Source organism: Bacillus sp. FSL K6-1003, assembly GCF_037964945.1.
Lineage (GTDB): Bacteria > Bacillota > Bacilli > Bacillales > Bacillaceae > Bacillus > Bacillus mojavensis.
Genome location: NZ_CP150176.1, coordinates 82,389 through 105,633, shown reverse-complemented (window position 1 = coordinate 105,633; position 23,245 = coordinate 82,389). Strand labels below are relative to the sequence as shown.

Below are 23,245 nucleotides of genomic sequence, written 5' to 3'. Positions count from 1 at the left end.
TTGTTCTATTTCTTGATACGAAATTGAGGCATACACTTACATGCTGTATGCCTCATTTTCGTCTTCTATATTAATTCGTTTTAGCAGTCGTTTTTACGACAAATTCGCCATCTTCTACATCAAGAACGATATGGTGCCCTTTATGAATGTTACCTCTGAGCAGTTCTTCAGATAAACGGTCCTCCACATGTTTTTGAATGGCTCTTCTGAGCGGGCGGGCACCGTATTCAAGGTCTACGCCCTCTTCCGCGACTTTTGCTTTCGCAGCTTCCGTCAATTCTATAGAAAGATCCTGTTCTTTAAGACGTTTCGTTAATTGATCAGACATCAATGACACGATTTCAGCCAGATGTTTTTTCTCGAGTGAATGGAAGACGATAATTTCATCAATACGGTTGATGAATTCCGGTCTGAACGCACGTTTCAGCTCACCCATCACTTTATCCTTCATGTCTTTATGATTTTGCGTCTCATCCTGAACGTTGAAGCCGACATATTTGTTGCGTTTCAGCTCACTTGCTCCGACGTTTGATGTCATGATCAGAATCGTGTTGCGGAAATCGACTGTACGGCCTTTAGAATCAGTTAATCGTCCGTCTTCAAGAACTTGAAGGAGGATATTGAAGACGTCAGGGTGCGCTTTCTCAATTTCATCAAGAAGCACAACAGAGTATGGTTTTCTTCTTACCTTCTCTGTTAATTGGCCGCCCTCATCGTAACCCACATACCCTGGAGGTGAACCTACAAGTCTAGAAGTCGAGTGTTTTTCCATGTATTCAGACATATCAATTCTGATCATGGCTTCTTCATCACCGAAGATAGACTCAGCAAGCGCCCGTGCAAGCTCCGTTTTACCTACGCCTGTAGGGCCTAAGAAAATGAATGAGCCGATTGGACGTTTAGGATCTTTTAGCCCTGCTCTCGCACGTCTGACCGCTTTAGCAACGGCTACAACAGCTTCATCTTGGCCGATGACACGGGAATGAAGAATGCTCTCCATATTAAGAAGCTTATCTGTTTCAGTTTGAGCGATTTTTGAAACAGGCACCCCAGTCCAGCTGGATACAACCATCGCAATATCATCCACAGAAACCTCTGAGTTTTCCTGCCCCTGCTTCTCTTTCCATGATTTTTTCGTATCCTCCACCTGTTCACGCAAACGCTGTTCCGTATCACGCAAGGAAGCGGCTTTTTCAAATTCTTGGCTTTGCACCGCAGCATCCTTCTCTTTACGAACTTCATCAAGTTTCTGTTCAAGCTCTTTTAAATTAGGAGGCGTTGTAAATGAACGCAATCTGACCTTTGAGCCCGCTTCATCGATCAAGTCAATAGCTTTATCGGGAAGGAAACGGTCAGAAATATATCTGTCAGAAAGCTTAACCGCAGCTTCAATTGCTTCATCAGTGATAGAAACGCGGTGGTGAGCTTCATATCGGTCACGCAAGCCTTTTAAGATTTGAATGCTCTCATCTACCGACGGCTGATCAACCTGGATTGGCTGAAAACGGCGTTCCAGAGCTGCATCTTTTTCAATATATTTACGGTACTCATCAAGAGTTGTCGCACCGATACACTGAAGTTCTCCGCGAGCAAGTGAAGGTTTCAAGATGTTGGATGCGTCAATGGCACCTTCTGCTCCGCCCGCTCCGATTAATGTATGGAGCTCATCAATGAATAGAATGATGTTTCCTGCCTGACGGATTTCATCCATCACTTTTTTCAAACGATCCTCAAATTCACCGCGGTATTTTGTACCGGCAACAACTGTTCCCATGTCTAATGTCATAACGCGTTTATCCCGTAAAATTTCGGGAACTTCATTATTAATAATCTGCTGTGCGAGACCTTCTGCGATAGCTGTTTTACCTACGCCCGGTTCCCCAATCAGAACAGGATTGTTTTTCGTTCTGCGGCTCAGCACTTCAATAACACGCTGAATTTCTTTGCTTCTGCCGATAACCGGATCAAGGCTGTCTTCCTTCGCAATCGCTGTTAAATCTCTTGCCAGGCTATCTAATGTTGGCGTATTCGCATTGCTGTTTGTTCCAGCCGCTGAAGAACCTGTTTCATTACTTCCAAGAAGCTGAAGCACTTGCTGTCTTGCTTTATTTAAGCTGACTCCGAGATTGTTAAGCACTCTCGCAGCCACACCTTCACCTTCGCGAATAAGACCAAGAAGAATATGCTCTGTACCCACATAAGAATGGCCGAGTTTTCTGGCCTCATCCATTGATAACTCAATGACTTTTTTAGCTCTCGGAGTATAATGAATCGTTTGAGACATTTCCTGTCCGCGCCCGATTAAGCTCTCAACTTCTTTTTGAATTTTATCTGAACCAAGACCAAGCGCTTGAAGTGCTTTAGCAGCGATGCCCTCTCCTTCTCGCACCAGTCCTAATAAAATATGTTCAGTGCCGATATTGTTATGACCTAAACGCAGTGCTTCTTCCTGTGCAAGCGCCAGTACCTTTTGAGCTCGTTCTGTAAATCTTCCAAACATCATATCGATTCATCCTCCTGTCTATTCCCATTCATTTCTAAGTGAAGCCGTTCTCTGATAAGAGCCGCTCTTCGTATATCTCTTTCGTTCGGACGCAAAGCGCCTCCCGAGTACTGCTGTAAAAATCCCGGCTGTGTTAAAATCATCAGTTCATTAAGTATATTGCTTGAAAGTCCTTTTATAATGCCTAAGTCTATACCTAACCGAACATCTGAAAGGCACTTTGCAGTTTCTTTCGATTCAATCATCCGGCAATTGGACAAGACTCCATAGGATCGATACACACGATCCTCAAGCTCAATCTTAGAGGTTTGGTAAAGCGCTTCTCGAGCAGATCGTTCCTGTTCAATCAGCTGGGCAGCTACGCTGTTAAGGTCATCGACAATATCCTGCTCCGACTTTCCAAGCGTGATTTGATTTGAAATTTGAAAGATATTTCCTACTGCTTCGCTGCCTTCCCCATAAATTCCTCTAACAACTAAGCCTAATTGATTAATAGCCGGTATAATTCGATTTATTTGCCTAGTTAAAACCAGTGCCGGAAGATGCATCATGACTGAAGCCCTTAGGCCCGTACCTACATTTGTAGGACAGCTGGTTAAGTAACCTCTTTGCTCACTAAATGCATAATCAACCTTTTCCTCAATCCAGTCATCAACTTGGTTTGCGGCTTTCATTGCTTGTGGAAGCTGAAATCCTGGGAAAAGACACTGAATTCTAATGTGGTCCTCCTCATTCAACATGACGCTCACTTCCTCATTTTCAGAAAGCAAACAGCCGCCAAAAGGAGACTCTGTCAAATTAGGGCTGATGAGATGCTTTTCAACAAGCACCCGTTTTTCTAAAGGCTGTGCGTCGTTCATTCTGATTAAAAGGAATTTGCCGACACCGGGAATTTCATGTTCTGAAAACTGTTCTTCAAACTGTTGCAAGATGGATGAGGCTTCTTCATTGGAATATCGCGTAGGGAACCGAATATTCTCAAAGTTTCTAGCTAAACGTATGCGGCTGCTGAGTACAATGTCACTTTCAGGGCCTTTCTGCTTCATCCAACTGCTTAATGCGTCCTGAATAAAATGCTTTAGCGACATTACCCCTGTTCCTCCTCACTATCTGTACTTTTGAGTGACTGTTCTAATGAACGAATTTGATCTCTCACATGGGCTGCATTTTCAAATTCTTCTTGTTGTATTAAAGCTTCTAATTCTTTTTTCAGCATTTCGATCTGTCGTCTGACGTGCAGGTTGCCGCCTATACGTTTCGGTATTTTCCCGCCATGCACAGTGTTTCCGCTGTGAACTTTGCGTAAGATCGGTGTAATGTTGCTATGAAATGTTTTATAACATTCGGCACAGCCAAATCGGCCAGTTTTTCTAAATTGCTGAAATGTCATTCCGCACTTCGGACAAGCAGATATTTGCTCGGAATGGCTGAACATTTGAGTCCCAGCATTCTGAAATGAAGAATCCATGTTCAGTAAGCCTGATAGTAAATTATGAATAGAGAAACCATGACTTGCACTTATACCATATGAATCGCTGTGTTCTTTTGCACATTGTTCGCAGATGTGAACCTCTTTTTTCTCTCCGTTAACAACCTTTGTAAAGTGAAAAGTGGCTGGTCTCTCATTACACTCTTGACAAATCAATCTTTTCACCCGCTTATTTTAATTTTAAAGCGGTCAGCATAGCTTTCATCATTCTCGCTCTCAATTCATCACGTTCAGGCAAATCAATGTACAGTACTGAGCGATCCATCACGCTGACCATCATTTTTGCTTCTCTCTCAGAGATCACCTTGTCTTCTAATAGCCTTAAAATAATGTCATCAGAGGCTGCTTGAGACAAATGGGTATTAATTTGAGAAATAATATTATTGATTAGGACAACTTCATTATTCATTTTAATTTTAATGATTCTGATGTAACCGCCGCCCCCGCGTTTGCTCTCAACAATATATCCTCTCTCGCTTGTAAATCTGGTGTTGATGACATAATTTATTTGGGAAGGAACACATTGAAATTTATCTGCAATTTCACTCCGTTTAATTTCTAAAATTTCCTTGCCATTTTGATCTAACACTTGTTTCAAGTACTGTTCAATGATGTCAGAAATATTATGTCCCACTCAACCCCCTCCTTTATTGACTTTGACTATATTTGACTTTAATCTTACTATAAGGTGTTTTTCGAGAATTTTCAACTTTATCGCTCTATCTTAAGTATTTCCATTTTCTAAATCCATAAAACCTGATTATTCACTTAAAATTTCTCTGTGAAGTTATTATATTATATAACTAAATGAAATTTTATGATACCAATAAAGGAGAACGCAAAAAGGACAGCTCATATGAGCTGTCCTTTTATTAATTGCTTGGCGGCGTCCTACTCTCACAGGGGGAAACCCCCGACTACCATCGGCGCTGAAGAGCTTAACTTCCGTGTTCGGCATGGGAACGGGTGTGACCTCTTCGCTATCGCCACCAAACAATTGAGAGTGTTCTCTCAAAACTAGATAACAGATGTGACATCATTAGAAATTAGGTTAAGTCCTCGATCGATTAGTATCTGTCAGCTCCATGTGTCGCCACACTTCCACCTCAGACCTATCAACCTGATCATCTTTCAGGGATCTTACTTCCTTGCGGAATGGGAAATCTCATCTTGAGGGGGGCTTCATGCTTAGATGCTTTCAGCACTTATCCCGTCCGCACATAGCTACCCAGCGATGCCCTTGGCAGAACAACTGGTACACCAGCGGTGCGTCCATCCCGGTCCTCTCGTACTAAGGACAGCTCCTCTCAAATTTCCTGCGCCCGCGACGGATAGGGACCGAACTGTCTCACGACGTTCTGAACCCAGCTCGCGTACCGCTTTAATGGGCGAACAGCCCAACCCTTGGGACCGACTACAGCCCCAGGATGCGATGAGCCGACATCGAGGTGCCAAACCTCCCCGTCGATGTGGACTCTTGGGGGAGATAAGCCTGTTATCCCCGGGGTAGCTTTTATCCGTTGAGCGATGGCCCTTCCATGCGGAACCACCGGATCACTAAGCCCGACTTTCGTCCCTGCTCGACTTGTAGGTCTCGCAGTCAAGCTCCCTTGTGCCTTTACACTCTGCGAATGATTTCCAACCATTCTGAGGGAACCTTTGGGCGCCTCCGTTACCTTTTAGGAGGCGACCGCCCCAGTCAAACTGCCCACCTGACACTGTCTCCCCGCCCGATAAGGGCGGCGGGTTAGAAGGTCAATACAGCCAGGGTAGTATCCCACCGATGCCTCCACCGAAGCTGGCGCTCCGGTTTCCAAGGCTCCTACCTATCCTGTACAAGCTGTACCAACATTCAATATCAGGCTGCAGTAAAGCTCCACGGGGTCTTTCCGTCCTGTCGCGGGTAACCTGCATCTTCACAGGTACTATAATTTCACCGAGTCTCTCGTTGAGACAGTGCCCAGATCGTTGCGCCTTTCGTGCGGGTCGGAACTTACCCGACAAGGAATTTCGCTACCTTAGGACCGTTATAGTTACGGCCGCCGTTTACTGGGGCTTCAATTCGCACCTTCGCTTACGCTAAGCGCTCCTCTTAACCTTCCAGCACCGGGCAGGCGTCAGCCCCTATACTTCGCCTTACGGCTTCGCAGAGACCTGTGTTTTTGCTAAACAGTCGCCTGGGCCTATTCACTGCGGCTCTCTCGGGCTTGCACCCTAACAGAGCACCCCTTCTCCCGAAGTTACGGGGTCATTTTGCCGAGTTCCTTAACGAGAGTTCTCTCGATCACCTTAGGATTCTCTCCTCGCCTACCTGTGTCGGTTTGCGGTACGGGCACCTCTCACCTCGCTAGAGGCTTTTCTTGGCAGTGTGGAATCAGGAACTTCGCTACTAAATTTCGCTCGCCATCACAGCTCAGCCTTATGGGAAACGGATTTGCCTATTTCCCAGCCTAACTGCTTGGACGCGGATATCCAATACCGCGCTTACCCTATCCTCCTGCGTCCCCCCATTGCTCAAATGGTGAGGAGGTGGTACAGGAATATCAACCTGTTGTCCATCGCCTACGCCTTTCGGCCTCGGCTTAGGTCCCGACTAACCCTGAGCGGACGAGCCTTCCTCAGGAAACCTTAGGCATTCGGTGGAGGGGATTCTCACCCCTCTTTCGCTACTCATACCGGCATTCTCACTTCTAAGCGCTCCACCAGTCCTTCCGGTCTGGCTTCACAGCCCTTAGAACGCTCTCCTACCACTGTTCGAAGAACAGTCCGCAGCTTCGGTGATACGTTTAGCCCCGGTACATTTTCGGCGCAGAGTCACTCGACCAGTGAGCTATTACGCACTCTTTAAATGGTGGCTGCTTCTAAGCCAACATCCTGGTTGTCTAAGCAACTCCACATCCTTTTCCACTTAACGTATACTTTGGGACCTTAGCTGGCGGTCTGGGCTGTTTCCCTTTCGACTACGGATCTTATCACTCGCAGTCTGACTCCCAAGGATAAGTCATTGGCATTCGGAGTTTGACTGAATTCGGTAACCCGGTAGGGGCCCCTAGTCCAATCAGTGCTCTACCTCCAAGACTCTTACCTTGAGGCTAGCCCTAAAGCTATTTCGGAGAGAACCAGCTATCTCCAGGTTCGATTGGCATTTCACCCCTACCCACACCTCATCCCCGCACTTTTCAACGTGCGTGGGTTCGGGCCTCCATTCAGTGTTACCTGAACTTCACCCTGGACATGGGTAGATCACCTGGTTTCGGGTCTACGACCACGTACTCATGCGCCCTATTCAGACTCGCTTTCGCTGCGGCTCCGCATCTTCTGCTTAACCTTGCACGGGATCGTAACTCGCCGGTTCATTCTACAAAAGGCACGCCATCACCCGTTAACGGGCTCTGACTACTTGTAGGCACACGGTTTCAGGATCTCTTTCACTCCCCTTCCGGGGTGCTTTTCACCTTTCCCTCACGGTACTGGTTCACTATCGGTCACTAGGGAGTATTTAGCCTTGGGAGATGGTCCTCCCGGATTCCGACGGAATTTCACGTGTTCCGCCGTACTCAGGATCCACTCTGGAGAGAACGAAGTTTTGACTACAGGGCTGTTACCTTCTATGGCGGGCCTTTCCAGACCTCTTCATCTACCTCGTTCCTTTGTAACTCCGTATAGAGTGTCCTACAACCCCAAGAGGCAAGCCTCTTGGTTTGGGCTAATCCCGTTTCGCTCGCCGCTACTCAGGGAATCGCATTTGCTTTCTCTTCCTCCGGGTACTTAGATGTTTCAGTTCCCCGGGTCTGCCTTCTCATATCCTATGAATTCAGATATGGATACCACTCCATTACGAGTGGTGGGTTTCCCCATTCGGAAATCTCCGGATCAAAGCTTGCTTACAGCTCCCCGAAGCATATCGGTGTTCGTCCCGTCCTTCATCGGCTCCTAGTGCCAAGGCATCCACCGTGCGCCCTTTCTAACTTAACCGTTAAAAAGAATCACTATGTGATATCTTGTGTTACTAATTGAATGTGATGTCTACTGTTATCTAGTTTTCAAAGAACACGTTTCGAAGGAATGATCCTTCAAAACTAAACAAGACAGGGAACGTTCTGTTTATAAGACCCAAGGTCTTATATTCCGTAAATATCCTTAGAAAGGAGGTGATCCAGCCGCACCTTCCGATACGGCTACCTTGTTACGACTTCACCCCAATCATCTGTCCCACCTTCGGCGGCTGGCTCCATAAAGGTTACCTCACCGACTTCGGGTGTTACAAACTCTCGTGGTGTGACGGGCGGTGTGTACAAGGCCCGGGAACGTATTCACCGCGGCATGCTGATCCGCGATTACTAGCGATTCCAGCTTCACGCAGTCGAGTTGCAGACTGCGATCCGAACTGAGAACAGATTTGTGGGATTGGCTTAACCTCGCGGTTTTGCTGCCCTTTGTTCTGTCCATTGTAGCACGTGTGTAGCCCAGGTCATAAGGGGCATGATGATTTGACGTCATCCCCACCTTCCTCCGGTTTGTCACCGGCAGTCACCTTAGAGTGCCCAACTGAATGCTGGCAACTAAGATCAAGGGTTGCGCTCGTTGCGGGACTTAACCCAACATCTCACGACACGAGCTGACGACAACCATGCACCACCTGTCACTCTGCCCCCGAAGGGGACGTCCTATCTCTAGGATTGTCAGAGGATGTCAAGACCTGGTAAGGTTCTTCGCGTTGCTTCGAATTAAACCACATGCTCCACCGCTTGTGCGGGCCCCCGTCAATTCCTTTGAGTTTCAGTCTTGCGACCGTACTCCCCAGGCGGAGTGCTTAATGCGTTAGCTGCAGCACTAAGGGGCGGAAACCCCCTAACACTTAGCACTCATCGTTTACGGCGTGGACTACCAGGGTATCTAATCCTGTTCGCTCCCCACGCTTTCGCTCCTCAGCGTCAGTTACAGACCAGAGAGTCGCCTTCGCCACTGGTGTTCCTCCACATCTCTACGCATTTCACCGCTACACGTGGAATTCCACTCTCCTCTTCTGCACTCAAGTTCCCCAGTTTCCAATGACCCTCCCCGGTTGAGCCGGGGGCTTTCACATCAGACTTAAGGAACCGCCTGCGAGCCCTTTACGCCCAATAATTCCGGACAACGCTTGCCACCTACGTATTACCGCGGCTGCTGGCACGTAGTTAGCCGTGGCTTTCTGGTTAGGTACCGTCAAGGTACCGCCCTATTCGAACGGTACTTGTTCTTCCCTAACAACAGAGCTTTACGATCCGAAAACCTTCATCACTCACGCGGCGTTGCTCCGTCAGACTTTCGTCCATTGCGGAAGATTCCCTACTGCTGCCTCCCGTAGGAGTCTGGGCCGTGTCTCAGTCCCAGTGTGGCCGATCACCCTCTCAGGTCGGCTACGCATCGTTGCCTTGGTGAGCCGTTACCTCACCAACTAGCTAATGCGCCGCGGGTCCATCTGTAAGTGGTAGCCGAAGCCACCTTTTATGTTTGAACCATGCGGTTCAAACAAGCATCCGGTATTAGCCCCGGTTTCCCGGAGTTATCCCAGTCTTACAGGCAGGTTACCCACGTGTTACTCACCCGTCCGCCGCTAACATCAGGGAGCAAGCTCCCATCTGTCCGCTCGACTTGCATGTATTAGGCACGCCGCCAGCGTTCGTCCTGAGCCAGGATCAAACTCTCCGATAAAGTAGTTTGACTGACTACGCACATCGCTGTGCGATTTTATAATAAAACTTGAATTAACAGGTACGTTTTGTCTTGTTTAGTTTTCAAAGATCATTTTGTTCATCGCTTTGTTAAAGCAACTTTATTAGTATACAATGTCGCTTTCTCAAAGTCAATAACTTTTTTGAATCTTTTTTGGTGGAGCCTAGCGGGATCGAACCGCTGACCTCCTGCGTGCAAAGCAGGCGCTCTCCCAGCTGAGCTAAGGCCCCATAAAAATGGTCGGGAAGACAGGATTCGAACCTGCGACCCCATGGTCCCAAACCATGTGCTCTACCAAGCTGAGCTACTTCCCGATTCCTCATATTAAAATAATATATGGCGCGCCCGAGAGGAGTCGAACCCCTAACCTTTTGATCCGTAGTCAAACGCTCTATCCAATTGAGCTACGGGCGCAAATGATAATGCCGAGGGCCGGACTTGAACCGGCACGGTAGTCACCTACCGCAGGATTTTAAGTCCTGTGTGTCTGCCAATTCCACCACCCCGGCGTGGATGGTATAGTTGGAGCGGAAGACGGGATTCGAACCCGCGACCCCCACCTTGGCAAGGTGGTGTTCTACCACTGAACTACTTCCGCAGACAGGATGTCCAGTTTTTATAACTGTCATCCTTTATAATGCGGGTGAAGGGACTTGAACCCCCACGTCATAAAGACACTAGATCCTAAGTCTAGCGCGTCTGCCAATTCCGCCACACCCGCTTAAAAATGGTGAGCCATGAAGGACTCGAACCTTCGACCCTCTGATTAAAAGTCAGATGCTCTACCAACTGAGCTAATGGCTCTTCTTACAAGAGACTTGAATATTATATCATATAAAAGTGGTGCCGGCAAGAGGACTTGAACCCCCAACCTACTGATTACAAGTCAGTTGCTCTACCAATTGAGCTACACCGGCAAATGGTGGAGGATGACGGGCTCGAACCGCCGACCCTCTGCTTGTAAGGCAGATGCTCTCCCAGCTGAGCTAATCCTCCATAATTGCACTAACGTGCAATTGCTTGGCGGCGTCCTACTCTCACAGGGGGAAACCCCCGACTACCATCGGCGCTGAAGAGCTTAACTTCCGTGTTCGGCATGGGAACGGGTGTGACCTCTTCGCTATCGCCACCAAACAATTGAGAGTGTTCTCTCAAAACTAGATAACAGGTGTGACATCATTAGAAATTAGGTTAAGTCCTCGATCGATTAGTATCTGTCAGCTCCATGTGTCGCCACACTTCCACCTCAGACCTATCAACCTGATCATCTTTCAGGGATCTTACTTCCTTGCGGAATGGGAAATCTCATCTTGAGGGGGGCTTCATGCTTAGATGCTTTCAGCACTTATCCCGTCCGCACATAGCTACCCAGCGATGCCCTTGGCAGAACAACTGGTACACCAGCGGTGCGTCCATCCCGGTCCTCTCGTACTAAGGACAGCTCCTCTCAAATTTCCTGCGCCCGCGACGGATAGGGACCGAACTGTCTCACGACGTTCTGAACCCAGCTCGCGTACCGCTTTAATGGGCGAACAGCCCAACCCTTGGGACCGACTACAGCCCCAGGATGCGATGAGCCGACATCGAGGTGCCAAACCTCCCCGTCGATGTGGACTCTTGGGGGAGATAAGCCTGTTATCCCCGGGGTAGCTTTTATCCGTTGAGCGATGGCCCTTCCATGCGGAACCACCGGATCACTAAGCCCGACTTTCGTCCCTGCTCGACTTGTAGGTCTCGCAGTCAAGCTCCCTTGTGCCTTTACACTCTGCGAATGATTTCCAACCATTCTGAGGGAACCTTTGGGCGCCTCCGTTACCTTTTAGGAGGCGACCGCCCCAGTCAAACTGCCCACCTGACACTGTCTCCCCGCCCGATAAGGGCGGCGGGTTAGAAGGTCAATACAGCCAGGGTAGTATCCCACCGATGCCTCCACCGAAGCTGGCGCTCCGGTTTCCAAGGCTCCTACCTATCCTGTACAAGCTGTACCAACATTCAATATCAGGCTGCAGTAAAGCTCCACGGGGTCTTTCCGTCCTGTCGCGGGTAACCTGCATCTTCACAGGTACTATAATTTCACCGAGTCTCTCGTTGAGACAGTGCCCAGATCGTTGCGCCTTTCGTGCGGGTCGGAACTTACCCGACAAGGAATTTCGCTACCTTAGGACCGTTATAGTTACGGCCGCCGTTTACTGGGGCTTCAATTCGCACCTTCGCTTACGCTAAGCGCTCCTCTTAACCTTCCAGCACCGGGCAGGCGTCAGCCCCTATACTTCGCCTTACGGCTTCGCAGAGACCTGTGTTTTTGCTAAACAGTCGCCTGGGCCTATTCACTGCGGCTCTCTCGGGCTTGCACCCTAACAGAGCACCCCTTCTCCCGAAGTTACGGGGTCATTTTGCCGAGTTCCTTAACGAGAGTTCTCTCGATCACCTTAGGATTCTCTCCTCGCCTACCTGTGTCGGTTTGCGGTACGGGCACCTCTCACCTCGCTAGAGGCTTTTCTTGGCAGTGTGGAATCAGGAACTTCGCTACTAAATTTCGCTCGCCATCACAGCTCAGCCTTATGGGAAACGGATTTGCCTATTTCCCAGCCTAACTGCTTGGACGCGGATATCCAATACCGCGCTTACCCTATCCTCCTGCGTCCCCCCATTGCTCAAATGGTGAGGAGGTGGTACAGGAATATCAACCTGTTGTCCATCGCCTACGCCTTTCGGCCTCGGCTTAGGTCCCGACTAACCCTGAGCGGACGAGCCTTCCTCAGGAAACCTTAGGCATTCGGTGGAGGGGATTCTCACCCCTCTTTCGCTACTCATACCGGCATTCTCACTTCTAAGCGCTCCACCAGTCCTTCCGGTCTGGCTTCACAGCCCTTAGAACGCTCTCCTACCACTGTTCGAAGAACAGTCCGCAGCTTCGGTGATACGTTTAGCCCCGGTACATTTTCGGCGCAGAGTCACTCGACCAGTGAGCTATTACGCACTCTTTAAATGGTGGCTGCTTCTAAGCCAACATCCTGGTTGTCTAAGCAACTCCACATCCTTTTCCACTTAACGTATACTTTGGGACCTTAGCTGGCGGTCTGGGCTGTTTCCCTTTCGACTACGGATCTTATCACTCGCAGTCTGACTCCCAAGGATAAGTCATTGGCATTCGGAGTTTGACTGAATTCGGTAACCCGGTAGGGGCCCCTAGTCCAATCAGTGCTCTACCTCCAAGACTCTTACCTTGAGGCTAGCCCTAAAGCTATTTCGGAGAGAACCAGCTATCTCCAGGTTCGATTGGCATTTCACCCCTACCCACACCTCATCCCCGCACTTTTCAACGTGCGTGGGTTCGGGCCTCCATTCAGTGTTACCTGAACTTCACCCTGGACATGGGTAGATCACCTGGTTTCGGGTCTACGACCACGTACTCATGCGCCCTATTCAGACTCGCTTTCGCTGCGGCTCCGCATCTTCTGCTTAACCTTGCACGGGATCGTAACTCGCCGGTTCATTCTACAAAAGGCACGCCATCACCCGTTAACGGGCTCTGACTACTTGTAGGCACACGGTTTCAGGATCTCTTTCACTCCCCTTCCGGGGTGCTTTTCACCTTTCCCTCACGGTACTGGTTCACTATCGGTCACTAGGGAGTATTTAGCCTTGGGAGATGGTCCTCCCGGATTCCGACGGAATTTCACGTGTTCCGCCGTACTCAGGATCCACTCTGGAGAGAACGAAGTTTTGACTACAGGGCTGTTACCTTCTATGGCGGGCCTTTCCAGACCTCTTCATCTACCTCGTTCCTTTGTAACTCCGTATAGAGTGTCCTACAACCCCAAGAGGCAAGCCTCTTGGTTTGGGCTAATCCCGTTTCGCTCGCCGCTACTCAGGGAATCGCATTTGCTTTCTCTTCCTCCGGGTACTTAGATGTTTCAGTTCCCCGGGTCTGCCTTCTCATATCCTATGAATTCAGATATGGATACCACTCCATTACGAGTGGTGGGTTTCCCCATTCGGAAATCTCCGGATCAAAGCTTGCTTACAGCTCCCCGAAGCATATCGGTGTTCGTCCCGTCCTTCATCGGCTCCTAGTGCCAAGGCATCCACCGTGCGCCCTTTCTAACTTAACCGTTAAAAAGAATCACTATGTGATATCTTGTGTTACTAATTGAATGTGATGTCTACTGTTATCTAGTTTTCAAAGAACACGTTTCGAAGGAATGATCCTTCAAAACTAAACAAGACAGGGAACGTTCTGTTTATAAGACCCAAGGTCTTATATTCCGTAAATATCCTTAGAAAGGAGGTGATCCAGCCGCACCTTCCGATACGGCTACCTTGTTACGACTTCACCCCAATCATCTGTCCCACCTTCGGCGGCTGGCTCCATAAAGGTTACCTCACCGACTTCGGGTGTTACAAACTCTCGTGGTGTGACGGGCGGTGTGTACAAGGCCCGGGAACGTATTCACCGCGGCATGCTGATCCGCGATTACTAGCGATTCCAGCTTCACGCAGTCGAGTTGCAGACTGCGATCCGAACTGAGAACAGATTTGTGGGATTGGCTTAACCTCGCGGTTTTGCTGCCCTTTGTTCTGTCCATTGTAGCACGTGTGTAGCCCAGGTCATAAGGGGCATGATGATTTGACGTCATCCCCACCTTCCTCCGGTTTGTCACCGGCAGTCACCTTAGAGTGCCCAACTGAATGCTGGCAACTAAGATCAAGGGTTGCGCTCGTTGCGGGACTTAACCCAACATCTCACGACACGAGCTGACGACAACCATGCACCACCTGTCACTCTGCCCCCGAAGGGGACGTCCTATCTCTAGGATTGTCAGAGGATGTCAAGACCTGGTAAGGTTCTTCGCGTTGCTTCGAATTAAACCACATGCTCCACCGCTTGTGCGGGCCCCCGTCAATTCCTTTGAGTTTCAGTCTTGCGACCGTACTCCCCAGGCGGAGTGCTTAATGCGTTAGCTGCAGCACTAAGGGGCGGAAACCCCCTAACACTTAGCACTCATCGTTTACGGCGTGGACTACCAGGGTATCTAATCCTGTTCGCTCCCCACGCTTTCGCTCCTCAGCGTCAGTTACAGACCAGAGAGTCGCCTTCGCCACTGGTGTTCCTCCACATCTCTACGCATTTCACCGCTACACGTGGAATTCCACTCTCCTCTTCTGCACTCAAGTTCCCCAGTTTCCAATGACCCTCCCCGGTTGAGCCGGGGGCTTTCACATCAGACTTAAGGAACCGCCTGCGAGCCCTTTACGCCCAATAATTCCGGACAACGCTTGCCACCTACGTATTACCGCGGCTGCTGGCACGTAGTTAGCCGTGGCTTTCTGGTTAGGTACCGTCAAGGTACCGCCCTATTCGAACGGTACTTGTTCTTCCCTAACAACAGAGCTTTACGATCCGAAAACCTTCATCACTCACGCGGCGTTGCTCCGTCAGACTTTCGTCCATTGCGGAAGATTCCCTACTGCTGCCTCCCGTAGGAGTCTGGGCCGTGTCTCAGTCCCAGTGTGGCCGATCACCCTCTCAGGTCGGCTACGCATCGTTGCCTTGGTGAGCCGTTACCTCACCAACTAGCTAATGCGCCGCGGGTCCATCTGTAAGTGGTAGCCGAAGCCACCTTTTATGTTTGAACCATGCGGTTCAAACAAGCATCCGGTATTAGCCCCGGTTTCCCGGAGTTATCCCAGTCTTACAGGCAGGTTACCCACGTGTTACTCACCCGTCCGCCGCTAACATCAGGGAGCAAGCTCCCATCTGTCCGCTCGACTTGCATGTATTAGGCACGCCGCCAGCGTTCGTCCTGAGCCAGGATCAAACTCTCCGATAAAGTAGTTTGACTGACTACGCACATCGCTGTGCGATTTTATAATAAAACTTGAATTAACAGGTACGTTTTGTCTTGTTTAGTTTTCAAAGATCATTTTGTCACTTCGTTTAAGCGACTTTATTATTATAACTCTTTGTCTTGTTGAAGTCAATAACTTTTTTGAAGTTATTTTTTTGTCATCGCCTTGTTTAGCGGCAACGAATAATAATATACCACCTTGTAAATAATAGTGCAATAGTTTTTTTGAAGAAAAACCAAAGGAATTATAAAAGAGCGTCATCCTTCTATTAGAAAGGTTGACGCTCTTTAACATTAGCGCTGTCTCATTTGCGGGAATAACAGTACATCTCGGATCGAAGGAGCATTCGTAAGCAGCATGACGAGGCGATCGATCCCGATGCCTAAGCCTCCTGTTGGCGGCATGCCATACTCCAGTGCTTCAACGAAGTCTTCATCCATTAAATGAGCTTCATCATTACCCTCTTCTCGTTCTTTTAATTGAGCTTCAAAACGCTCTCTTTGATCAATAGGGTCATTTAGCTCTGTGAATGCATTTGCATGCTCACGGCCTACGATAAACAGTTCAAAACGGTCTGTGAAGCGCGGGTCCTCTGGATTTTTCTTAGCAAGAGGAGAGATTTCTACTGGATGTCCATAAATAAACGTCGGCTGGATAAGCGTTTCCTCGATTTTTTGTTCGAAGAATTCGTTTATAATATGGCCCACTGTCATAGAGTCTTTAATCTCTACACCATGCTCTTTTGCATATTCACGGGCCTGCTCAACAGTTACCTCTTCCCAGAAGTCAACGCCTGTCGCTTCTTTGACTGCGTCAACCATATGGATTCTTTTCCACTCAGGTTTCAGTTCAATTTGTTCTTCGCCGTATTGGATTGTCGTCGTGCCAAGCACTTCTTGTGCGATATGTGCGACAAGGTTTTCAGTTAAGCTCATGATATCTTTATAGTCAGCATACGCTTCATATAATTCAATCATTGTGAATTCTGGGTTATGGCGTGTAGAGACGCCTTCATTACGGAAAACACGGCCGATTTCATATACTTTTTCTAAACCGCCGACAATCAAGCGTTTCAGATGCAGTTCAATCGCAATACGCATGTAGAGCGGAATATCTAAAGCATTATGATGGGTAATGAACGGACGCGCGGAGGCTCCCCCTGGAATGCTGTGCATAGTTGGTGTTTCTACTTCTAAGTATCCGTGATCATCAAGGTATCTTCTCATCGCTTGAATGATCTTGCTTCGTGTGATGAACGTATGTTTGCTGTCCGGATTTACGATAAGATCCAGGTAGCGTTGACGGTAGCGCTGCTCAACGTCTTTTAAACCATGATATTTATCCGGCAGCGGACGAAGCGCTTTTGTCAGCAAATCAAATGATGTTGCTTTTACAGACAGTTCGCCTACATTTGTTTTGAACACTTTTCCGGTTACGCCGATAAGGTCACCAAGGTCGGAAGATTTAAAGATTTCATATTGGTCGTCACCGACACTGTCTTTTCTTACGTAGATTTGAATTTGACCTTCTAAATCCTGAAGGTGCGCGAAGCCGGCTTTTCCTTTACCGCGCTTTGTCATCATACGGCCTGCGATTGTGACTTCAATCGCTTTTTCTTCTAACTCTTCTTTCGTTAGATTTTGATACGCCGCAATAATTTGCTCAGATTGATGAGTTCTTTCAAAACGTGCGCCGAATGGATCTATACCGTTTTCTCTCATCTGGTTCATTTTGTCGCGTCTGACTTGCAGCTGGTCGTTTAATTCTTCATGATTATGCTCTTCTTGACTCATTGTTATCACTCCATTACAGATATTGTCTCATGAAAAAAGCAGAAAAACTGCCAGCATAAAACTGGCAGTGAGCAGCAAATAGAGGTGAGTATTATCCTACTTTTGCGTCTTGAAGCCCTTTTGCCTCAACTTCAGCAGTAAATGCATCTAAAAGCTGTACAAGCTCTTCTCTTGTCTCGCAATGATTGATTCCATTCCGAACCTCCGCATTGCCTCTTACGCCTTTCAGATACCACGCAGCATGTTTTCTCATTTCTCTTACCGCTACATTTTCACCTTTTAAGTTAATCAAGCGGTCAAGATGCAGTTTGCATACCGCCATTTTTTCACGTACTTGCGGCTCTTCTTTTAATTCACCTGTTTCAAGGTATTGAACTGTACGGTAAATCATCCACGGATTGCCCAGTGCGGCGCGACCGATCATGACACCGTCCACTCCTGTTTCATCAAGCATACGCTTAGCATCCTGCGGCGTCTTGACATCACCGTTTCCAATGACCGGAATCGATACAGACTGTTTTACTTCTTTGATAATATCCCAGTTTGCAGTTCCTTCGTACATCTGCACTCTTGTACGGCCATGAAGCGCAACTGCTTTTCCGCCCGCACGCTCAACAGCCTGTGCGTTTTTCACGGCAAAAATGTGGTCTTCATCCCAGCCCATCCTCATTTTCACTGTAACTGGTTTATCAACGGCATCTACTACTGCAGCAACCATTTCGTAAATCTTATCAGGATCCAGAAGCCATTTCGCTCCCGCATCACATTTTGTAATCTTGGGTACCGGGCATCCCATGTTAATATCAATGATATCAGCAGTTGTGTTCTGGTCTACAAACTTCGCCGCTTCCACAAGGGTTTCCTTTTTTCCTCCGAAGATTTGAAGGCTGAGCGGTTTTTCACGTTCATCAATATAAAGCATCCCCATTGTTTTGGCATTGTTGTAAAGGATCGCTTTGTCGCTGACCATTTCAGCGCATACCAATCCGGCTCCGAATTCCTTTACAGTCAATCTGAATGCTGAGTTGCAGACACCAGCCATAGGGGCCAGCACAACCGGATTTTTCAATTGAATATCACCGATTTTAAACATTTTTCCCCTCCTTTCATTTGTTATTATTTTCTGGCGGCGCTAATTCGTCCGCGCTTATATTTAAAACATCTGCTGCGCTGTGAATAATGGCAGCTGACGGCAATCGGTTTCCGCGTTCAATTTCGCCGAGAATGGAAACTGATATACCTAATGCTTTTGCAAATCCTTCTTGAGTATAACCTTTCAGCTTTCTGAATGCACGAATTCGTCTACCCCAGATTTCTGCTTCCATACTCTTACACCTTCTTGGTCGGTTTCCGCGCTTTTTGCCTCTTTTTCAACCCGCTTGCATATTTCCGCAAGCGGCGCAAGGACAAATAAACGCTCATACATTCTCGGATGCGGAACAATGAGTTGCTCTGTTTCAATATTTTCACGATTAAACAGTAAAATGTCAAGGTCTGCCGTCCGCGGACCCCATCTGACTTCTCTCGTCCTGCCCAATTCATTTTCTATATGCTGAGTTAGCTCAAGGAGCTGAAACGGATTCAGCGACGTCTCGATTTCAACTGCCATATTTAAAAATTCATCTTGGGCTTCGTATCCGACTGGGTCTGTTTCGTAAATAGAAGACACTTTTGTGACTGTTACCGCCTCATGGTGATGGAGCATCTCCACCGCTCGCCGTAAATACGTTTCTCTATCTCCAATATTAGATCCAAGTGCAATATAAGCGATATTGTTCATGATTTTTTTCTCGTGATTTCTATTGCTACTGATTTATAGTGGCCGGGAATGGGCGGATCTGGCTTAATCACTTTTACAGTACATTGCTGTACCCGATGAAATTTCTTCAGGACAGTGTCCGCAATACGTTCTGCCAGTGTTTCCACCAGTTTCACAGGCTCACCTTCGACGATATCTTTACATACATGGTAAAGCTCGGCATAGTTAATGGTTTGCTCAAGGTCGTCTGTTTGTCCCGCCTTGCTTAAATCCAATTCTGCAGTTAAATCGACTTTAAAACGCTGTCCGAGCTTGTTCTCCTCTTTGAACACACCGTGATAGCCGTAAAACTCCATGCCTTCTACGTAGACTTTATCCATGATGCATCCCTCCCTTGTTCAGCATTGCATCCATCATTTTTGCCATTCTTGCTATTTGTTTTACATCATGGACTCTCACAATGTCACAGCCCTTTTGAATGCCTAGACACACAGTTGCACCTGTGCCCTCAGCCCGCTCCTCAGGAGGAAGATCCAGCACACGGCCGATAAATCTTTTTCGGGAGGTTGCAAGGAGAACCGGATAGCCAAGTCCGCTGAAAACCTCTAGCTTGTTCATGACTGCCAGATTATCGTGATAGTCCTTCGCAAAACCAATACCGGGATCGAGGATAATGTTCTTCTCCTCTACACCTGCTTCAACAGCAATCTTTACACTTTCCATTAAATCTGACAGCATATCCGGTATTAAGTCGTTGTAGTTTCTTTCTTTGCGGTTATGCATGAGAACGATTGGAACATTGTGTTCAGCTGCGACAGACGCCATTTTCGGATCATACTTTGCTCCCCAAATATCATTGATAATCGAAGCGCCGGCTTTAACAGCTTCATCGGCGACAGAAGCCTTGTACGTATCTACAGAGATCGGCACCGCCAGCTCTTTTGTAATCCGCTCAATCACAGGAATTACTCTGGCCATCTCTTCGTCCTCGGACACATATTCGGCGCCGGGTCTTGTCGATTCGCCGCCGATATCAATAATATGTGCACCGTTATCTATCATCACTTTCGCGTGCAACAGGGCCTTGTCCAGGCTGTCATATTTTCCGCCATCCGAGAAAGAGTCAGGCGTTACGTTTAAAATACCCATCACCAGCGTCTTTTCTTGATATGATAATGCGCTGGGTTTGGTATGAATTACTTGTGTTTGGTTTATCGTTTGCTGCGCCATTCTCTTCCTCCCTGTCATGAATTCATGTTCTTATTTCTTGATGGTATAGCGTTTGTAAAGCGGAAGTTATTTCTCCGTTTCTGCCCGGATAGGTCACTTCTTCTATTTGAGAAAACGGAATGATCTCAAGAACCGAGTTGGTCATCCATGCTTCATCTGCCGTCAAAAGGGCTTCAAGCTGGTAGCGGCCGGTTTTGACATCCATTCCTATTCTCTTAGCGTTCTCCATGACAAAACGTCTCGTGACGCCGTCAAGAATTCCGGTATCAAGTGATGGTGTATAGATACAGCTGCCTTTTCTCCAGAAGACATTCGAAATGATGCCCTCTGCTACAGCGCAATCCTCCGTTAAAAAGATCCCTTCAAACCGCGGATCATTTCCGATCTCCCGTTTCGCATACATATTATTTAGATAGTGATGAGATTTTAACCGGAACGGCCCCTCCGGTGTGTTTCTCCGTATCGACAAAACCTTCCCTTCTTTTTGCAAAGGAAGACTTTCTGGTTTTAGCTGGTTAACAAAACATAAGACAGTCGGCTTATCGTAAGTTTGAGCAGCGAAGCCTTTATCACTGATGCCGGCTGATATGTTCAGCCTGACGCGGGCATTGCCGTCTTTGATATCATTCAGCCCGAGCAGCTTGTCCAGCATCTCAATAACCTCTTGTTTTGTCAAAGTGTACTCGATCTGCAGATCCTTAAGTGCACGTTCAAGCCGTTCTAAATGCCAATCAAGCAGGAACGGTCGCCCTTCATAAAGCCTGAAAGTCTCAAAAACACCAATCCCATATAAAAAACCATGGTCAAAAGGAGAAAGAACTGCATCTTTCTCCTCTATGAATCGGCCGTTTACATATATCATCACGCAATGACTTCCTTGCGGTACGTTTCAATAAAATTTCTGAGCATTTCTTTTCCAAAGGAAGTCATAATAGACTCTGGATGAAATTGAACGCCTTCTATCGGAAGATCATTGTGCCGTATAGCCATGATTTCTCCCTCTTTCGTTTGTGCCGTTACTGTGAAACAGCTTGGCAGCGTTTCAGACTTTACGATCAGTGAGTGGTATCGTGTCGCCACAAGCGGGTTTTGCAAACCTTTAAAGATCGTCTTGCCATCATGCTCGATTTCTGAGGTTTTCCCGTGCATCAGCCGCTCTGCTCTGACCACGTCTCCGCCAAACACCTGTGCGATAGACTGATGTCCGAGACATACCCCAAAAACGGGGATTTTGCCTGCGAAGTGTTTAATTGCTTCAAGGCTGATCCCAGCTTCATCAGGACTGCACGGTCCGGGTGAAATCATTAAGAAATCCGGTGACAGCTCTTCAATTTGCTCTATTGTGATATCGTCATTGCGTTTTACAATCAGTTCTTCTCCAAGCTCGCCCAAGTACTGCACTAAGTTGTACGTGAAAGAATCATAGTTATCAATCATTAAAATCATTTCTCTGCTCACCTCATCTAATTTTTGTCTCTACTTCGCTCAGCTCTAACGCCTTTTGCATCGCAAAAGCTTTTTTGAATGATTCTCTGTATTCATGCTTAGGGACAGAATCAATCACAACTCCTGCTCCGGATTGCATAAACGCTTGCCCTCCGGTTGCATAAATGGTTCGGATCACGATATTAAACTGAAGATCCTGATTATACCCAAACCACCCTATAGAACCAGTATAAAGCCCACGGCGTGTCGGCTCAAGTTCTTCTATAATTTCCATTGTCCTTACTTTAGGAGCACCCGTAATCGTCCCTCCAGGAAATACAGCATGAATAATATCGACAGCGTCGTATCCACCCTGAAGTTCACCTTGGACATTAGACACAATGTGCATGACGTGGGAGTATTTTTCAATTGCCATGAATTCATTGACCCGCACTGATCCGTAACGGGAAACTCTGCCCACATCATTTCGTTCTAGATCAACCAGCATGACGTGCTCAGCGCGTTCCTTTTCATTATGGATTAATTCGTTTGCGAGTGCTTCATCTTCCTCATCCGTTTTCCCTCTGGAACGAGTGCCTGCGATCGGTCTTGTCTCTAACAGTTTGCCCTTTTTACTGACAAGAAGTTCAGGAGATCCGCAAATAATTTGGAAATCCGGTGTTTCTAAATATGCCATATACGGAGAAGGATTCACTTCTCTCAGCTTTTTGTAGATTTCATACGGGTGAGCAGACAGTGACTGCGACTGCCTGATCGATAGGTTAACTTGAAAAACATCTCCGCTTGCAATGTATTGCTTGATTTTCTCTACAGCCTGAGAAAAGCTTTCTTCAGTAAATGGCGCTGCAAAGGAACCGTCAGCTGTATATGTCATCTCTTGTAACGGCTCACCGGGAAGCTCAGTCAGCCACATATGTTCGAGCTGGGACAGCTTTTCGTCCGCTGATTCGTTCTCGTCATTCACATGGGTGACCAGCCAAAGAGATTGTTCTTCATGGTCATAGACGGCTATATCATCAAAGACAAGAAAATAGATATCAGGTGTCTCCAGGTCATCTAATGAGAGCATTTTGAAGTTTTCAATGTAGCGGGCGTAATCATAGCTGAGAAACCCGATTGCCCCGCCTTGAAAATCTGGGAGCTCGTGATCTGTTTCTGTTTCCAGCGTTTTAAACCAGCTGTGGAAGGCACGTAGTGGATCACCTTCTTCAAACAGCATCTCATCCCCATGCTTAATGGTTGTAATTCCGTCTTTTCCTTTTACAGTCGCAATTGGATCGAGACCGGCTATACTGTATCTGCCGCCTCTTGCACTTTCAAGAAGCACGTGCTGTTTTCTGGATTGTGAAAGTTTCTCATATTGTTGCAAGAATGAATCTTTTTGAAAAGGTACTTTTCTGCCTGCCGGTCTGCGTTGTGCCATTTATATCATTCCTCTGTTTTCTTTTTCTGCTTTT

The 23,245-nt window shown here is 47.5% G+C and carries 13 protein-coding genes, 9 tRNA genes and 6 rRNA genes; all 28 read right to left on the bottom strand.

Annotated elements, in window-relative coordinates:
• Positions 1-70: 70 nt before the first annotated feature.
• On the bottom strand, positions 71-2,503 hold the full coding sequence (clpC, locus tag NSU16_RS00575; RefSeq protein ID WP_010332750.1) for an ATP-dependent protease ATP-binding subunit ClpC: 2,433 nt from the start codon (positions 2,501-2,503) through the stop codon (positions 71-73).
• On the bottom strand, positions 2,500-3,591 hold the full coding sequence (locus NSU16_RS00570; protein ID WP_168746771.1) for a protein arginine kinase: 1,092 nt from the start codon (positions 3,589-3,591) through the stop codon (positions 2,500-2,502). The genes clpC and NSU16_RS00570 overlap by 4 nt, the downstream gene beginning before the upstream one ends.
• Positions 3,591-4,148: a UvrB/UvrC motif-containing protein gene (locus NSU16_RS00565; protein ID WP_095714843.1), complete on the bottom strand. Its 558-nt coding sequence runs from the start codon at positions 4,146-4,148 to the stop codon at positions 3,591-3,593. Before NSU16_RS00565 ends, NSU16_RS00570 begins: the two co-directional genes overlap by 1 nt.
• 13 nt (positions 4,149-4,161) lie before the next feature.
• Positions 4,162-4,626, bottom strand: a complete 465-nt coding sequence (ctsR, locus tag NSU16_RS00560) for a transcriptional regulator CtsR (RefSeq protein ID WP_010332747.1) — start codon at positions 4,624-4,626, stop codon at positions 4,162-4,164.
• A gap of 244 nt (positions 4,627-4,870) precedes the next feature.
• A 5S ribosomal RNA gene (rrf, locus tag NSU16_RS00555) occupies positions 4,871-4,986 on the bottom strand.
• Between the two features lie 53 nt (positions 4,987-5,039).
• Positions 5,040-7,967 (bottom strand): 23S ribosomal RNA (locus NSU16_RS00550).
• 169 nt (positions 7,968-8,136) lie between these two features.
• A 16S ribosomal RNA gene (locus NSU16_RS00545) occupies positions 8,137-9,686 on the bottom strand.
• 175 nt (positions 9,687-9,861) lie between these two features.
• Positions 9,862-9,937, bottom strand: a tRNA-Ala gene (locus tag NSU16_RS00540).
• Positions 9,938-9,944: 7 nt separating this feature from the next.
• Positions 9,945-10,021 (bottom strand) — tRNA-Pro (locus NSU16_RS00535).
• 23 nt (positions 10,022-10,044) lie between these two features.
• A tRNA-Arg gene (locus NSU16_RS00530) sits at positions 10,045-10,121 on the bottom strand.
• Between the two features lie 9 nt (positions 10,122-10,130).
• Positions 10,131-10,216: transfer RNA gene (locus tag NSU16_RS00525), tRNA-Leu, on the bottom strand.
• A 14-nt stretch (positions 10,217-10,230) separates the two neighbouring features.
• Positions 10,231-10,305 (bottom strand) — tRNA-Gly (locus tag NSU16_RS00520).
• A 40-nt stretch (positions 10,306-10,345) separates the two neighbouring features.
• A tRNA-Leu gene (locus NSU16_RS00515) sits at positions 10,346-10,428 on the bottom strand.
• A gap of 7 nt (positions 10,429-10,435) precedes the next feature.
• Positions 10,436-10,511 (bottom strand) — tRNA-Lys (locus NSU16_RS00510).
• A 37-nt stretch (positions 10,512-10,548) separates the two neighbouring features.
• Positions 10,549-10,624, bottom strand: a tRNA-Thr gene (locus NSU16_RS00505).
• A 3-nt stretch (positions 10,625-10,627) separates the two neighbouring features.
• Positions 10,628-10,703, bottom strand: a tRNA-Val gene (locus NSU16_RS00500).
• A gap of 22 nt (positions 10,704-10,725) precedes the next feature.
• Positions 10,726-10,841, bottom strand: a 5S ribosomal RNA gene (gene rrf / locus NSU16_RS00495).
• Positions 10,842-10,894: 53 nt separating this feature from the next.
• A 23S ribosomal RNA gene (locus NSU16_RS00490) occupies positions 10,895-13,822 on the bottom strand.
• Between the two features lie 169 nt (positions 13,823-13,991).
• Positions 13,992-15,541 (bottom strand): 16S ribosomal RNA (locus tag NSU16_RS00485).
• Together the 16S, 23S and 5S rRNA genes with 9 tRNA genes alongside form the textbook arrangement of a ribosomal RNA operon.
• A 312-nt stretch (positions 15,542-15,853) precedes the next feature.
• Positions 15,854-17,353 carry a lysine--tRNA ligase gene (gene lysS, locus NSU16_RS00480; RefSeq protein WP_010332730.1) on the bottom strand — a complete coding sequence of 500 codons (1,500 nt, stop codon included), beginning with the start codon at positions 17,351-17,353 and terminating at the stop codon, positions 15,854-15,856.
• 91 nt (positions 17,354-17,444) lie between these two features.
• Complete coding sequence (gene dusB, locus NSU16_RS00475; protein ID WP_010332729.1) at positions 17,445-18,446, bottom strand: tRNA dihydrouridine synthase DusB; 1,002 nt, start codon at positions 18,444-18,446, stop codon at positions 17,445-17,447.
• Positions 18,447-18,459: 13 nt separating this feature from the next.
• Complete coding sequence (locus NSU16_RS00470) at positions 18,460-18,678, bottom strand: helix-turn-helix transcriptional regulator (RefSeq protein WP_010332728.1); 219 nt, start codon at positions 18,676-18,678, stop codon at positions 18,460-18,462.
• Entirely contained in the window at positions 18,630-19,133 is a 504-nt protein-coding gene (gene folK / locus NSU16_RS00465) for a 2-amino-4-hydroxy-6-hydroxymethyldihydropteridine diphosphokinase (protein WP_010332727.1), read from the bottom strand. The genes NSU16_RS00470 and folK overlap by 49 nt, the downstream gene beginning before the upstream one ends.
• On the bottom strand, positions 19,130-19,492 hold the full coding sequence (gene folB, locus NSU16_RS00460) for a dihydroneopterin aldolase (RefSeq protein ID WP_010332726.1): 363 nt from the start codon (positions 19,490-19,492) through the stop codon (positions 19,130-19,132). Before folB ends, folK begins: the two co-directional genes overlap by 4 nt.
• A complete protein-coding gene (folP, locus tag NSU16_RS00455; RefSeq protein WP_339191860.1) occupies positions 19,485-20,342 on the bottom strand; it encodes a dihydropteroate synthase in 858 nt (285 codons plus the stop codon). The genes folB and folP overlap by 8 nt, the downstream gene beginning before the upstream one ends.
• A gap of 22 nt (positions 20,343-20,364) precedes the next feature.
• Positions 20,365-21,204 carry an aminodeoxychorismate lyase gene (pabC, locus tag NSU16_RS00450; protein ID WP_339192619.1) on the bottom strand — a complete coding sequence of 280 codons (840 nt, stop codon included), beginning with the start codon at positions 21,202-21,204 and terminating at the stop codon, positions 20,365-20,367.
• On the bottom strand, positions 21,204-21,788 hold the full coding sequence (gene pabA, locus NSU16_RS00445) for an aminodeoxychorismate/anthranilate synthase component II (RefSeq protein WP_168746768.1): 585 nt from the start codon (positions 21,786-21,788) through the stop codon (positions 21,204-21,206). The genes pabC and pabA overlap by 1 nt, the downstream gene beginning before the upstream one ends.
• A gap of 13 nt (positions 21,789-21,801) precedes the next feature.
• Positions 21,802-23,211 (bottom strand): anthranilate synthase component I family protein, encoded by a 1,410-nt coding sequence (locus tag NSU16_RS00440; protein ID WP_339191859.1) that lies wholly within the window; start codon positions 23,209-23,211, stop codon positions 21,802-21,804.
• Positions 23,212-23,245: the final 34 nt, after the last annotated feature.

What these genes read in the sequence shown, in the direction of transcription:
- clpC (WP_010332750.1), bottom strand. Translation starts at nt 2,503, where the DNA reads ATGATGTTTGGAAGATTTACAGAACGAGCTCAAAAGGTACTGGCGCTT.
- NSU16_RS00570 (WP_168746771.1), bottom strand. Translation starts at nt 3,591, where the DNA reads ATGTCGCTAAAGCATTTTATTCAGGACGCATTAAGCAGTTGGATGAAG.
- lysS (WP_010332730.1), bottom strand. Translation starts at nt 17,353, where the DNA reads ATGAGTCAAGAAGAGCATAATCATGAAGAATTAAACGACCAGCTGCAA.
- dusB (WP_010332729.1), bottom strand. Translation starts at nt 18,446, where the DNA reads ATGTTTAAAATCGGTGATATTCAATTGAAAAATCCGGTTGTGCTGGCC.
- NSU16_RS00470 (WP_010332728.1), bottom strand. Translation starts at nt 18,678, where the DNA reads ATGGAAGCAGAAATCTGGGGTAGACGAATTCGTGCATTCAGAAAGCTG.
- folK (WP_010332727.1), bottom strand. Translation starts at nt 19,133, where the DNA reads ATGAACAATATCGCTTATATTGCACTTGGATCTAATATTGGAGATAGA.
- folB (WP_010332726.1), bottom strand. Translation starts at nt 19,492, where the DNA reads ATGGATAAAGTCTACGTAGAAGGCATGGAGTTTTACGGCTATCACGGT.
- folP (WP_339191860.1), bottom strand. Translation starts at nt 20,342, where the DNA reads ATGGCGCAGCAAACGATAAACCAAACACAAGTAATTCATACCAAACCC.
- pabC (WP_339192619.1), bottom strand. Translation starts at nt 21,204, where the DNA reads ATGATATATGTAAACGGCCGATTCATAGAGGAGAAAGATGCAGTTCTT.
- pabA (WP_168746768.1), bottom strand. Translation starts at nt 21,788, where the DNA reads ATGATTTTAATGATTGATAACTATGATTCTTTCACGTACAACTTAGTG.
- NSU16_RS00440 (WP_339191859.1), bottom strand. Translation starts at nt 23,211, where the DNA reads ATGGCACAACGCAGACCGGCAGGCAGAAAAGTACCTTTTCAAAAAGAT.